11 protein-coding genes are annotated in these 13,721 nt (G+C 62.5%); 7 read left to right on the forward strand and 4 right to left on the reverse strand.

The features are described 5' to 3' along the window. Positions 1 to 31 precede the first annotated feature (31 nt). From speA to QWZ03_RS12480, 5 genes are all read left to right on the forward strand, one after another. A complete protein-coding gene (gene speA, locus QWZ03_RS12460; protein ID WP_290333012.1) occupies positions 32 to 1,915 on the forward strand; it encodes an arginine decarboxylase in 1,884 nt (627 codons plus the stop codon). A 170-nt stretch (positions 1,916 to 2,085) separates the two neighbouring features. Next, a complete protein-coding gene (locus tag QWZ03_RS12465; RefSeq protein WP_290333013.1) occupies positions 2,086 to 2,574 on the forward strand; it encodes a hypothetical protein in 489 nt (162 codons plus the stop codon). 195 nt (positions 2,575 to 2,769) lie between these two features. Next, positions 2,770 to 3,402 (forward strand): LysE family translocator, encoded by a 633-nt coding sequence (locus tag QWZ03_RS12470; RefSeq protein WP_290333014.1) that lies wholly within the window; start codon positions 2,770 to 2,772, stop codon positions 3,400 to 3,402. 132 nt (positions 3,403 to 3,534) lie between these two features. Continuing rightward, positions 3,535 to 6,045 (forward strand): hybrid sensor histidine kinase/response regulator, encoded by a 2,511-nt coding sequence (locus QWZ03_RS12475; RefSeq protein WP_290333015.1) that lies wholly within the window; start codon positions 3,535 to 3,537, stop codon positions 6,043 to 6,045. Next, entirely contained in the window at positions 6,042 to 7,148 is a 1,107-nt protein-coding gene (locus QWZ03_RS12480) for a hypothetical protein (RefSeq protein WP_290333016.1), read from the forward strand. Before QWZ03_RS12475 ends, QWZ03_RS12480 begins: the two co-directional genes overlap by 4 nt. 383 nt (positions 7,149 to 7,531) lie before the next feature. Here the strand turns inward: QWZ03_RS12480 and hemH are convergent, their stop codons facing one another. Both hemH and QWZ03_RS12490 read right to left on the reverse strand, forming a co-directional pair. Next, positions 7,532 to 8,620, reverse strand: coding sequence for a ferrochelatase (hemH, locus tag QWZ03_RS12485; RefSeq protein ID WP_290333017.1), 1,089 nt, complete (start codon positions 8,618 to 8,620; stop codon positions 7,532 to 7,534). Positions 8,621 to 8,983: 363 nt separating this feature from the next. After that, a complete protein-coding gene (locus tag QWZ03_RS12490; protein WP_290333018.1) occupies positions 8,984 to 9,361 on the reverse strand; it encodes a Mor transcription activator family protein in 378 nt (125 codons plus the stop codon). Between the two features lie 451 nt (positions 9,362 to 9,812). Between QWZ03_RS12490 and QWZ03_RS12495 the strand changes: the two genes are divergently transcribed. Together QWZ03_RS12495 and QWZ03_RS12500 are read left to right on the forward strand one after the other, a co-directional pair. Further along, the gene (locus QWZ03_RS12495) at positions 9,813 to 10,076 is read left to right on the forward strand and encodes a ubiquitin family protein (RefSeq protein WP_290333019.1); all 264 of its coding nucleotides are present in this window, start codon (positions 9,813 to 9,815) and stop codon (positions 10,074 to 10,076) included. Position 10,077: 1 nt separating this feature from the next. Continuing rightward, positions 10,078 to 11,139 (forward strand): WD40/YVTN/BNR-like repeat-containing protein, encoded by a 1,062-nt coding sequence (locus QWZ03_RS12500; RefSeq protein WP_290333020.1) that lies wholly within the window; start codon positions 10,078 to 10,080, stop codon positions 11,137 to 11,139. Between the two features lie 161 nt (positions 11,140 to 11,300). On the opposite strand, the gene QWZ03_RS12505 is transcribed toward QWZ03_RS12500, so the two are convergent. Then, positions 11,301 to 12,518, reverse strand: a complete 1,218-nt coding sequence (locus QWZ03_RS12505) for a YHYH protein (RefSeq protein ID WP_290333021.1) — start codon at positions 12,516 to 12,518, stop codon at positions 11,301 to 11,303. Between the two features lie 96 nt (positions 12,519 to 12,614). Then, positions 12,615 to 13,622 (reverse strand): FecCD family ABC transporter permease, encoded by a 1,008-nt coding sequence (locus tag QWZ03_RS12510; protein WP_290333022.1) that lies wholly within the window; start codon positions 13,620 to 13,622, stop codon positions 12,615 to 12,617. Positions 13,623 to 13,721: the final 99 nt, after the last annotated feature.

Here is a 13,721-nt window from a genome sequence, read left to right on the forward strand (position 1 = left end):
CGGCATCACCGCCACCCTCTGGAGTACCGCTATGAGCTGGTCCGTTGCGCAAAGTCGCGCTGTCTATGGCATCCGTCACTGGGGTGCTGGTTATTTCGACATCAACGAAACCGGCCACGTGCTGGTTCGGCCCCATGGCGCCGGTGGCCATGCGCTGGACCTGCACACCCTGGTGGGGCAGCTGGAAAAGACCGGCCTGGACCTGCCGCTGATCGTTCGCTTCCCAGATATTCTGCAAGACCGTGTGCGCGACCTGTGCGGTGCCTTTGACGAGAACATCGCCAAGCTGGCTTACAAGGGTCGCTATACCGCCATGTATCCGATCAAGGTCAACCAGCAGGAGGCGGTGGTCAAGTCCATCATCGCCACCGCTGATGCCGCCATCGGCCTGGAAGCCGGCTCCAAGCCTGAGCTGATGGCTGTGCTGGCGCTGGCGCCGCGTGGCGCCACCATCGTCTGCAATGGCTACAAGGATAGGGAGTTCATCCGCCTGGCCCTGATGGGCCAGAAGCTGGGCCATCGCGTATTTATCGTGATCGAGAAGGAGTCCGAGGTGGGCTTCGTGATCGACGAGGCCCGGAGCCTGGGTGTGCAGCCCAATGTGGGCCTGCGCGTGCGCCTGTCCTCGCTGGCTTCCAGCAAGTGGGCCGATACCGGTGGCGAAAAAGCCAAGTTCGGCCTGTCGGCCGCCCAACTGCTGACGGTGGTGGAGCGCTTCAGCGCCGCCGGCTTCAAGGACAGCTTGCGGCTGCTGCACTTCCACATGGGTAGCCAGATTGCCAACCTGGCCGACTACCAGGCCGGTTTCAAGGAAGCCATACGCTACTACGGTGAACTGCGGGCCCTGGGCCTGCCGGTTGAGGTGGTCGATGTGGGTGGCGGCCTGGGGGTGGACTATGACGGCACCCATAGCCGCAATCCCAGCTCCATCAATTACGATATGGACGACTACGCCGGTACGGTGGTCGCCATGCTCAAGGAATTCTGCGACGACAACGACCTGCCGCATCCGCACATCTTCTCGGAGAGCGGCCGCGCCATGACGGCGCACCATGCCGTGCTGGTGATGCAGGTGACCGATGTGGAGCGCCACCACGACGAGAACCCGCAGGTGGACGATATTGCCACCCTGCCCGAAGTCATACGTTGGCTGTTCGAGCTGTTGGGCCAGACTGAGCTGGAGATGGCGACCGAGACCTATTATCGCGCCACCCACTATATGAGCGAAGTATCGGCCAAGTTTGCCGAAGGCAAGCTGACCCTGGCCGAAAAGGCCCTGGCCGAGCAGGCCTACTTTGCCATCTGCCGCCGTCTGCAGGGCCAGTTGCTGGCAGGCCAGCGCTCGCACCGTCAGGTGTTCGACGAGCTCAACGACAAGCTGGCCGACAAGTACATCTGCAATTTCTCGGTGTTCCAGTCGCTGCCCGATACCTGGGCGATAGACCAGGTACTGCCCATCCTGCCTTTGCACAGACTGGATGAAACGCCTACCCGGCGCGCTGTGCTGCAGGATTTGACCTGTGATTCCGACGGCAAGATCAAGCAGTATGTCGATGGCCAGAGCATAGAGAACAATCTGGCCGTGCATGTGCTCAAACCGGGCGAGGACTATCTGCTGGGGGTGTTCCTGGTGGGGGCCTACCAGGAGATACTGGGCGATATGCACAACCTGTTTGGTGATACCGATTCGGTCAATGTCTATATGGATGCCGACGGCACCGTGCGGCATGACGGTATCGAGACCCACGACACCATAGAAGACATGTTGCGCTATGTGCACCTGGAGCCGGCTGAACTGATGACCCACTACCGTGACAAGGTGGCAGGTGCGCCAGGGCTGACCGAAACCGAACGGACCGCCTATCTGGATGCCCTGCGCCTGGGCTTGACCCGCTCGGCCTATCTGGCAGCGTAGGGCGCTTTTCTGCACTGGCAGGCAGTTGGAGTGCGGCCACCTGCTAATCCGGCACCCGGGGACCCCGGGTGCTTAACCTGCCTGGCACTCTCAAACAGCGGCTCTCCCTTGATTGATTCCCACCCCTACCCCCGCCCGCCGGCGGGGAACCTCGCTGCGCTCGAGGCGGCGTGCTGGCACGTCAGGCACGCGCAACAGCTGGGGTAGGTGCTGCTGGCGGCGGCTTATCCATTGCCTATAGTGTGGGTATGGACAAGCCCTCGCCTCAGCGTTGGTCCTATCCAGCGCGCTGCATCAACCACGGCCTGGCCGTGGGTAACCTGCTGCTGGCGCTGGTCTGGCTGGCGGCGGGGGGCTTGGGATTGGCCGATTTTATCCGCCTGCTGATGGGGTTGGCGGTGGTGCTGTTGTTGGCCTATTCCCGTTGGCCCATCGTGCCCGACGACGACGACATGAACGTGGCACCCGCCGTGGTGGTATGGGCCAACGAGGCCTTGTGCTGTGGCCATATGTGCTACTGGGGCCTGCTGCTGGCGCTGTCGCAGCCCACGTTGCAGCTGGCGGCGGCCCTGCTGGGTTTTCTGCTGATTCCCCCTATCGCTATTTTCTACTTGGGCGGCCTGAGCCTGATGGAGTATGACCGTCGTCGCTGGCGGTGACAGCTCGCCCTGGATGGGCTCCCACCCTTGCCGCGGTTGCCTTGCCACCCCCCGTAGGTATTCCGTCTGCACCGATCTTGAGTCGCCGATGTGCATAGCCAGTTCGGACAGGCACCTGTTGCTGCACGCGCACTGTATCGGGTGTGGCCGGTACTGGCCGGCTAGGCTATACCGTCCTCTTGTGCGGAGTCTGTCATGCCCAGCCCCGAAGCCTTGTCTTCCTTTGCCTTGCTGGCCTTGATGATGGCGCTGACACCCGGCCCCAATATGGCCTATATGGTGTCGCGCTCGCTCTGCCAGGGGCGGCGGGCTGGCTATGTCTCGCTGGCCGGCGTGGTGCTGGGCTTTCTGATTTATATGCTGAGTGCTGCTATCGGGCTGAGTGCCCTGCTGCTGGCGGTGCCGCTGGCCTATGATCTGCTGCGTTGGGGCGGCGCGGCCTATCTGGCCTACCTGGCATGGCAGGCTATCCGACCCGGTGGACACAGTCCCTTCGAAGTCAGGACCTTGCCGGCTGAGAGCGACCGCCGGCTGTTCCTGACGGGTTTGTTTACCAACCTGCTCAATCCCAAGATCGCCATCTTCTATGTCTCCATGCTGCCGCAGTTCATCGACCCACAAGGGGTTTCGGTGCTGGGCCAGAGTGTGCTGCTGGGTTGCGTGCAGATAGGGGTGAGCATGTGCGTACACCTGACACTGATCAACCTGGCGGGCAGGGTGGCGGCCTTGCTGCAACACCGGCCCGGCTTTGTACGCCTGCAGCGCTGGCTGATGGCGACGGTACTGGGCGGCATGGCTTTGCACCTGGCGGCAGATAGCCGTCGATAGCGCACCGCGTCGTTACTTTTTGCATTTCCTCGCACCTGGCCGGTGTCTCTGCTAGAAAGAGCCATGACCGGAATGTGCCTTGACCTGCGATGACGTGGGCGAGTGACCGGCGCCAGGATGAGGAAACCCCGCTTGCATACGCCCAGTCGTGCCCACGAAATATTCAGTGTCGTCTACCGCCACCTGCCCCTGTACGAGGTCCGTGCGCAATGGGGCAAGCCGCCGACTCAGGGCTTGATGGCAGCCTGGTGCCTGTCCTTGCTAGCCTGTGTAGGTCTGGGCATTGCCTCCATCGTCTATCAGTGGTCTGGTCTGCCCCTGCATTTTGGTGGGGTGGATGTCTATCTCACGGCCTACCCGCCGTTGACCATTTGCGCCTTCTGGGTGCTGTGGTTTGGCTTCTGGTGGGGCGCCATACCGGCCTATGTTTCTACCTTGGTACTGGCGGTCTATTCCGGTATGCCCTTAGGTTGGTCGGTGCTGTTTGCATTTTCCGATCCCCTGGCGCTGGCGGTATTTACCGTGGTCTATCGGGCCGTGCCCATCTCCTATGACTTACGCTCGCTCAACTCCATCATGCTGTTTGCGCTGCTGGCCTTTGTGTCCGGCATCCTGGGCGCCAGCGGCTCCTTTGTCTGGACCCATACCAACACCATAGGCATGCACGATGCCTTCACCAATTGGCAGGGGTGGTGGCTGGGGGGCTTTGTGCAGTTGTTGCTGACCGTGGCACCGGTGCTGGCCCTGGTCAGCCCGGCAGTGGTGCGTTGGCGTGACCGGCATTTCATCACAGTGGCCGATGGCGACCATGACCAGCAACGGGTGCTGATGGCGGCGGGCATCCTGGTTGCGGGGGTTTTGAGCTTTCTGTTGCTGTCCTTTGTGCTGGCCCGGCAATCCAGCCTGCCCAACCCCGGCATGAGCGAGGTGGAGGCCTTGCGGCATGCGGCAAGGCTGGCCAATGAGGCGGCCTCGGCGGTCTACTGGGTACTGGCCATCCTGCTGTTGTCCATGTCCTTCCTGGGCTATCGCTTTTTTGTGTACTGGACCAGCACGCTGGAGTTGGCGCTGCAGGAGGCTGAACAAGCCAGTTTGGCCAAATCGGATTTCCTGGCAAGGATGAGCCACGAGATACGTACCCCCATGAATGCCATCGTGGGGATGACGCGCCTGTCGTTGCGCACCGAGCTGACCCCCCGCCAGGTTGATTACCTGGAAAAGATACGGGCTTCGTCCGATGCCTTGCTGGGCATCATCAACGACATTCTGGACTTCTCCAAGGTGGAGGCCGGCAAACTGCAGCTGGAGCACATACGCTTCAGCCTGGACGAGGTGCTGGACAGTGTCAGTTCCATGGTGCTCCACCGCGCCGAGGCCAAGGGGGTAGGGCTGCATATCATGGTCAGCCCGGACGTGCCGGGTGCTTTGCAGGGCGACCCGTTACGCTTGGGGCAGATACTGACCAACCTGGTGAGCAATGCGGTCAAATTCACCGATCAGGGGGAGGTCAGGGTCGGTATCAGCCTGGTGCTGCTGGAGGGAGGGACGGTGCGGCTGCAGTTCGATGTGCGCGACACCGGCATCGGACTCAATGCCGAGCAGATCAACCGTTTGTTTGATGCCTTTACCCAGGCCGATGAATCGATTACCCGGCAGTACGGTGGTACCGGGCTGGGGCTGGCCATCTGCAAGCAGCTAGTGGAGGCCATGGGAGGGCAGTTGTGGGTGGACAGCCTGCCTGGCAAGGGTAGTTGCTTCAGTTTCAGCCTGGACTTGCAGGTAGCCGAGCCGCTGGCGGCAGCCGAGCCGCGCAACCCGCCCTTGGCAACACCGGTGGAAGTCACTGCGCTGCAGGGGGCCCATGTGCTGCTGGTGGAAGACAACCCCATCAATCGCGAGATTGCCGAGGCCTATCTGCACGATGCCGGGGTCAGGGTGACGGTGGCCGAGAATGGGCAGCAGGGGGTGGAGTTGGCTTCGGCTCAGGTGTTTGATGCCGTACTGATGGACGTGCAGATGCCCGTCATGGATGGCCTCAGTGCCGCCCGGCGTTTGCGCGAAGAGGCGAGGCTGGCCCAACTGCCCATCATCGCCATGACGGCGCATGCACTGTCGGGCGACCGCGAGCGCTGTATTGCCGCCGGCATGAACGACTACCTGACCAAGCCGCTGGACCATGATCTTCTGTGTGCCATGCTGGCCCGCTGGATGGGGCGCGTGCCGCAGGCTTTACCGTCCGGCCTGGCCGAGGCGGACAATGTGCTGCCTTTGCCGGTGTTCCCCGGCATAGATCTGGCGGTGGGCTTGCGTCGGTTGAATAACCGGCGCGAACGCTATTTCTCCATCCTCGGCAATTTCCGGCGCAATCATGCGGCCACGGCCCAGGGTATCGTGCAGGCGGCGCAGGCCGGCGAGCATGAGGAAGTCCACCGCATTGCCCACACACTGAAGTCGGTTGCCGACTATATGGGCGCATCCGAACTGACGCAGCTGGCATTGGCACTGGAACTGGCCAGTGCCGAGCCTGAGCACGACTACAGCGAGGCACTGCAGGCCTTTGTAGCAGCACTGCAGGCGTTGATGCAGGCGCTGGACAGTGTTTTACCCACCGCAACTAACCCCCCCATAGAGGAGACGGTATGAGCTGGAAAACAGGGATGATGGTCGTCGCCGGCATGCTGCTGGTGCAGGCCGCCCACGCCAAGGATGTGAAGGTAGACCTGGGCAGCAAGGAGCGGGTCATCCGCTTGTTTGCCTACCCCAACAACTGCAATGTGATCTGCTATCGCAACTGGACCTTACAGCAGACGGTGGAGCATTACCTGGGGCAGAGCCTGCAGCGTGATGGCTACGCCGATGCCAAGGTCAAGGCCACCATCAGCAAGGGCCGCGTGCATGCGACCTTCCGTGGCGTGCCGCAAGGCTACGACAAGCCCCTGAAAGCACTCTTGAAGACCGGCGACCTGGCCTATACCGGCGCCAGCAAAGCCAATGCCGATGGCAAATGGGCCTACAACTGGTATTTCTTCCTGCCATTGGGCATGGCGCTGGAGAACCGCAAGAGCGTGGAGCTGTTGCACTTTCCGCCGGATTATTCACTGACCCGCGCGCAGGACTACCTGGAATCGGCCACTACCGATCGCTGGGCCAGCCTGCTGGAAACCAATGGCGTGGCCAAGAATGCGACGCCGGGCTATCAGACCATTATCGATATTGCCCCCATCGCCGCGCCAGCCAGTGCCGGTAGTACGCTGGAGAACATCTACGGCTATTTCACCGACTATCAGTCCGGCATGGTGGCGCAACTGACGGCGCCGGGCAGCGCTGGCGGCCCCAGCAAGCCCATGGTGGCCTTTGGCGGGCCGGTGCGCGATTGGATCAAGTCGCAGTATGGCGTCAGCCTCAGTGTGCTGGGCCTGGGCAGTATTACGGCGGCGCCGGGCCAGAGTGTGTCGGTGCTGGGTTCCAACCACCCCAGCTATATCTGGTATGCGGCAGATCCGGCCAATTATGGCGGCGACCAGGCCAAGGCTGACGCGATGGGGCTGAAGGTGATGGGTCAGGACATCACCGCCGCCTGCTGGCAGGCAACCATGGGCGGGCAGCCGACCAGCGACCCGACGGCCACGCTCAATACCTGTACCCAGAAGTGGCAGGTGACCGACAAGGTACAGACCTGCGAGTTGTTCTATACCTCCATCCGCAACCTGACACCGCAGCAGGCCCAGACCAAGTGCCAGGCCTGATGGGCTAACCCGGCCAGCATCAGCACAACGGCCGCGATGCGGCCGTTGTGCTGGGTGGGCTGCCTGCAAGCTGATCTGGTCGGCCTTAGAGCCTGTTCAAAGTCTTTTCGCCGCGCGCCGGCCCGCTGGGCTGATCTGGAAAATGGCCAGGCACAAGGCGTGGCGCGCGGGCAATAGCAAGTTATTGCCAAGCGCCACAACGCAGTGAATGGCCGTTTTCCAGATCAGCCCTTCGGGTTCGCAGCCTTGCCGGCGAATGGCAGCGTTGCAAGCCGCTTACGGTACCCGTACCGCTGCGCGGCTTGCGCCTTGCCCTTCATCCGGCAAGGCTGCGAGCCCAGCGGGCCGCGACGTGGCGAAAAGGCTTTGAACAGGCTCTTACATCAATGCTTTGCGCCCAGTGCCCGTGCGAGGCTCAGGCGGGCAGTGGTGGCCTGCTGGTCTTCCTGGTGCTCCAGCCAACCACCCAGGTGGGGCGCCAGGATACGGGCCAGGGCAATGATCCAGTCAGGTTCGGCATTGAGTGCCGCGATATAGCGGTACTGGCCGCCACCTGCGGTCAGGAAGGTTTCCTTGCCCTCGATGGCGATCTCTTCCAGGGTTTCCAGGCAGTCGGCCACAAAGCCGGGGCAGATCACATCGAGCTTGCCGGTCTTGCGTTTGCCGAGTTGCTGCAGCACCTCGCTGGTATAGGGCTTGAGCCACTCAGTGCGGCCGAAGCGCGACTGGAAGGCGACGGTGTACTGATCCTTGTTCAAACCCAGCTGCTCGGCCAGCAGGCGGGCAGTCTTGTGGCACTGGCAATGGTAGGGGTCGCCTTTGTCCAGGCTGAAGCGAGGAATGCCGTGGAAGCTCATCACGAGGTGATCGCCACGACCCTGCTGGGCCCAATGGCTTTGTACCCGCCGCGCCAGCGTGTCGATATAGGCCGGGCTATCGTGGAACTGCTTGACGATGCGCAGCTCGGGCGGATTGCGCAAGGCCTTGATGGCGTCGGCCAGCGCGTCCATGGCGCTACCGCTGCTGGAGGCGGCGTACTGGGGGTAGAGCGGGACGGCCAGTACCCGATCACAGCCTGCGGCCTTCAGTGCCATCAGCTTGTCGGCCACACTGGGCTGGCCATAGCGCATGGCCCATTCCACCATCACCTGTTGCCCCGCATCGCCCATATAGCCTTGCAGCAGCTTGGCCTGTTGGCGGGTGTAGATCGCCAGGGGAGAGCCGTCGCGTGTCCAGATGCTGGCATATTTGGCGGCCGATTGTTTGGGGCGGGTATTGAGAATGATGCCGTTGAGGATGAACCACCAGGCCAGCCTGGGTATCTCCACCACCCGTGGATCGGACAGGAACTGCTTGAGGTAGGGCCGCACCGCCGCCGCAGTGGGCGCAGCCGGCGTACCCAGGTTGATCAGCAGTATGCCGAGGCGACGGGGCTGATCATGGCGGAATTCGGGTTCGGTCAGATAGGGCATGGTTTTGTCGCGTGTTTGTCCAAGACGGGATCGCTGGTCACCATGATAGCGCCAAGCGCTGCTGTCTGGGCGGGCGAGTATGGCATTTGGCCCGTACCTGAGCGTCTGCGTTGAGCGCATCGTGACTACGCTGCCGAGTATGTCCAAAACAGGCCCTGCCGAGCGTAGCGAGGTTCCCCGCCGGCGGGCGGGGGTAGGGGTGGGAATCGATCAAGGGGGAGCCGCTGCTTGAGTTGGTGAGAGATAAACCCACAGGGTGCGGGTAGATAATTGGGACTGGCTGGGATGATATGGGACAAGTCGGGACGATGGAATGAAAGACTGTTGCAGCTGGTAAAAATAGATCGCAACGATTCCGAAGCGTTACTTCCGGCTAGTGTGTGGCGCGGTCTCTTCTGCTGCGGCAAACATATCAACCTGTCTGCGCGTCCGTTCAAACTTCCGCCCTTGTTCAACGATACGGTAGATCTGTCGCTCGGTGAGGCCTGTTTTGCGGACCAGCTCATCAAAGTTTGAGCCCGTGAAGGAATCATAGATTGATTGGTCACGGTGAGACAGCCTGCGAAGCAGCCCTTTGCCAAAGTACAGGTTGAGACCACCCCAGTGATGCGCCATGTGATCTGTTACCTCGACAGCAATTTGCTTTGCCATGTGGGGGGCTAGCTTCGCTCGCGTCAGGAGCTGCTGCTCGACCTGGTTAGCCAAGTCATCCAGGTACTCAGTCGTGCGCTTAATTGCCATTTGTATGCTCTCCAGATCGGATAGCTGCAAGGTCTTGGTAGGTGGCACAGAGTGGGCCAAAGGTCTGGCGCCGAAGGGCCAGTACAACGGATGCATTGAGTTGCTCTACCTGGTGGCGAGGCAGCGGAATTTCGCTCACTCGCTCTATCTGTTTGACTATCGCGGCTGGCAGCAGCTGCTAGAGAGGCCGCAACGGTCAGCACCTGGGTTACCCGGGTGCCTGCGGTGGTCGCGTCGTGACTACGCTGCCTATAAGTCCAAAACGGGCGCAGTCGAGCGCGGCGAGGTTCCCCGCTGGCGGGCGGGGGTAGGGGTGGGGCTAGATCAGGGGAGAGCCGCGGCTAGAGATGCTGCAATGGTCAGCACCTGGGTTACCCGGGTGCCTGCAGTGGTCGCGTCCTGACTACGCTGCCTGTAAGTCCTAAATAGGCTCTTAGTCTATAAAGTGGACATGCCCAAACTAGCCTTCACCCCGCATCTGCGCCGTCATGCACCGCCCACTGCCTCGACGGTGTCGGCAGACACGCCGCGTGCCGCGCTGGAACAGATATTCACGGAGTATCCTCAGCTACGTGGCTATGTGCTGGATGAGCAAGGTAGCTTGCGCAAGCATGTGGCCCTGTTTATCGATGGCGAGTTGCGTCGCGATGCGTTGGACAGCATCGTGGCGGATGACGCCGAAATCTATGTAATGCAAGCCCTCTCGGGAGGATGAGATGCAGGACACGCTCTTGATAGGCAGCCGCAAAGGCCTGCTGGTTTACCTCAGGGGGACAGACGGCTGGCAGTTGCTGGGCCAGCATTTTCTGGGTACGGCGGTGTCGGCGGTGCTGGCCACAGGCGGGCGCTGGTATGCGGCGCTGCAGGATGGCCACTTCGGCCCCAAGCTGCATGCCAGTGATGATGGCGGCGCCAACTGGACCGAGCTGGAAATGCCGGCCTTTGCTGCGGGGATGGAAGGCGCGCCTGTGCTGGAGTTGATCTGGACGCTAGTGGCTGGCCAGGACGGTACGCTATGGGCAGGTGGCATACCGGCGGGCCTGTTCCGTTCCACCGATGCTGGGCGTAGCTGGAGCCTGGTGGAAAGCCTGTGGCAGCGACCCGAGCGGGCCAAATGGTTCGGCGGTGGGTATGACCACCCCGGCATCCATTCCATCCTGGTTGACCCACGTGACCCGGACTGGTTGGTGGTGGGCATCTCCTGCGGTGGAGTCTTGCGTAGCCGCGATGCTGGGCGCACTTGGGAAAACGCCAGCACCGGCTTATGGGCGGCCTATATGCCACCCGAATCCAAGGAAGACCCAGATATACAGGACACCCATAGGCTGGCCCAGTGCCAGGCGGTGCCGCAAGCCGTCTGGTGCCAGCACCACAACGGCCAGTTTGTCACGCAGGATGATCTGGGCAAGTGGGAGGAGATATGGCCTGCCGAGCCGCTATCCAATTTCGGCTTTGCCGTGGCGGCTCACCCGCTTGATCCACACACTGCCTGGTTTGTTCCGGCGGCGGCTGATGACCGTCGGATACCGCTGGAAGGCGACTTCTATGTGCTGCGTACCCGCGATGGCGGTCGGCACTACGACAAACTCAATCTGGGTTTGCCGGCTGCACCGGCTTTCCATCTGGTTTATCGGCATGGTTTGGCGGTAGATGATCAGGGCCTGCGGCTGGCCATGGCATCCACTACCGGTTCGCTATGGCTGAGTGAGGATGCTGGTGAGAGCTGGCTGCGGCTGTCGGCTGAGCTGCCGCCTATAGCCTGTGTGAGTTTTGCTTGAGAGCCTGTATGTAATGTTCAAACAATGCAGGGTGAAAACGTGCCGCGCAGGGGCCCCGGGTGTTGGCCCTTTGAGGTAACTCAGGCCGCGGTGCCACCTTGATTGACTCCCACCCCTGCACTCGCCCGCAACCGATCTCGGAAGGACTGGTGCTCAGGCGACTACCTTACCCGGTTGCCGCGGAAGCAGCCTAGGGTATAGGGGTACTCCCAGGTGGCATGGTAGTGATACAGACTGCGCTGCTGGCCGTCCCAGTCCAGCGTATGGGTGTGACCGTGGCACTCGTCCAGGTCGGCATTGGTGAGTAGTTTGCCATCCTCGCCATAGCGGCCATAGATGCCGAAGCCGTCATAGGCATAGCCGACCAGCGGCGAGTGCTCGGAGGGTTCTGACTTCTCGGCAATGCAGGTGCTGATGTTGTGATAGTGGTAGCTGCCGTTGCGTTCGGGATGGCCTTGGCAACGATCCTGCACCTCGTGTGCCACTGCATCGCGGTTCTCGGCGTCGAGTCCATTGAAGATCACCACTCCGCTGGTAAGGATGCCGATGGCGCCCCCAGGCAGGCAACTGCTGCTTGCTGCCAACTGAGGTAGGACCGGCAGGGTCAGGCTGACGGTTTGGCCCCTGATGCTGTTGGGGTTGCGGTCATATTGGTAGGCCGGATCACTACTGGCAATGGGATAGCTGCCCGTGGTGTGGCCGGGTAGGCCATTGCCGCTGATGATACGACTGCTGCCATTGACGACGGCGCTGAAACTGCCGCTCCAGGGTACCGAGCCGATTACCGACAGCTTGGCGGTCAGGTCATAAGTGCCATCGCCGCGTATCCACGGGCCTGCCTGGCTGGCGCCGCCTCCACCGCCAGTGGTCGTGCAGGCCCAGATGCTGCCTCGGGTAGGGCTGCTGCTGATCTTGCCGTCGCCCATGGGCAAGCGGGTGACATCGACCGCGGCCGATAGTCCGGCCGAGCCGGCCGGTGTGACCGTGTGTACTTTGCGCAAGTGACCGGGGGTGTTGTTATAGGCGGCCACGCTGCTGCCATAGCCCAGGTACACCTCCAGGCCTGGCAGGCTGGTTGGGTCCAGGCCTTGGCTGATATCGATGGCATTGACGGGGCCGAGTGTGAGGCCGGGTACGGCTACCGGGTAGCTGCCTTCGAAAGCCTGCCAGCCGCCGCTTGCATTACGCAGAAACCACTGTCCGCCATAGAGCGCGCCCAGCCAGACCTGGGTGGTGCTGCCTATCTCGGCCTCGTCCGGCACGATGATGGCGCTCAGATAGGTGTTTGAGACCTGATTGGTATCAATATTGTGGGCTTGGACCGTCAGTCCGGCGCTGACCAGACAAACCAGCAGGCGGGGCAGGTGTGTGAGCGGCATAGCGGCGTCCTCCATGATGTAGTCCCAGACTCTAAGTACCAAATGTGGGGCAACTATGGAGAGCAGGCACAGCTCGAACTAGGGTCACAGGGAAGGTCAGGCGACCGGCCTACGCGCCCTGACCAGTAGGAACAGGAAGAAGGGGGCGCCCACCACGCTGAGTACCGCGCCTATGGGTAGTTCGGACGGTACCACCACGGTACGGGCCAGCCAGTCGGCAACCAGCAGACAGGCTGCACCCAGCAGAGCTGCGCCAGGCAGCAGGTGGCGGTGACTCGGGCCCAGCAGCAGCCGTGCCAGATGGGGGGCGATGAGGCCGACGAAGCCCAGGGCGCCGCAGACCGAGACCGTCAGCGCGACGGTCAGCGCACTCAGCGTCACCAGGCGACGGCGCAGGCCGGTCAGCTCATAGCCTAAGTGCCAGGCTTCACGCTCGCCCAGCAGCAAGGCATCCAGCGCGCGGTATTCGCGCCACATCAGCACCAGGCAGATGCCCAGCACCGGCAGCAGCCAGGCCAGCTGCATCCAGCCGGCACCCGCCAGGCTGCCCAGCGCCCACAGGGTGCTGCCGCGTAATGCTGTCTCATCGGCCAGATAGGTCAGCAGTGACAGGCCGCCGCCGGCCAGCGCATTGATGGCGACCCCGGCCAGCAGCAGACGGCCGGCATCCTGCCCCCGGCCAATGGCCCAGGCCAGCCAGGTGGCCAGCAGGCTACCGGCAAAGGCGGCGGGGGCAACGGCCATGCCCGGCAGCATGACACGCGCCAGGGTGGCGGCCAGGGCCGCGCCGCTGGAGGCACCAATCAGGCCGGGCTCAGCCAGGGGATTGCGAAACACCGCTTGCAGCACGCAGCCTGCCACGGCGAGGGACGCGCCCACTGCCAGCGCCAGGAGGATGCGTGGCAGCCGGACATCCAGCAGCACGCTCTGCCAGGTCTGCCGCAGGTCGTCGCTGGCGCTACCCCACAACAGGGCGGGAATCTCGCTCACCGGGATGTCGATGGCGCCGCTGCCAGCGGCAAGCAGGGCCAGCAATACCAGCGCCAGCGCGCCCAGGGCCAGGGCCTTGGGTGCGCGCCGGGAGGGAAGGGGGAGGTAGGACATGGGGCGATGTTACCTGCCCGGCCCATTAACCGTCATGCCGGCTGTTCATCAGGCTGCTGCCCGACGCTGGCGATTGCAGATTTGCCCGTATAATCGGCA

It is taken from the genome of Chitinimonas viridis, assembly GCF_030409555.1.
GTDB classification, from domain to species: Bacteria; Pseudomonadota; Gammaproteobacteria; order Burkholderiales; family Chitinimonadaceae; genus Chitinimonas; species Chitinimonas viridis.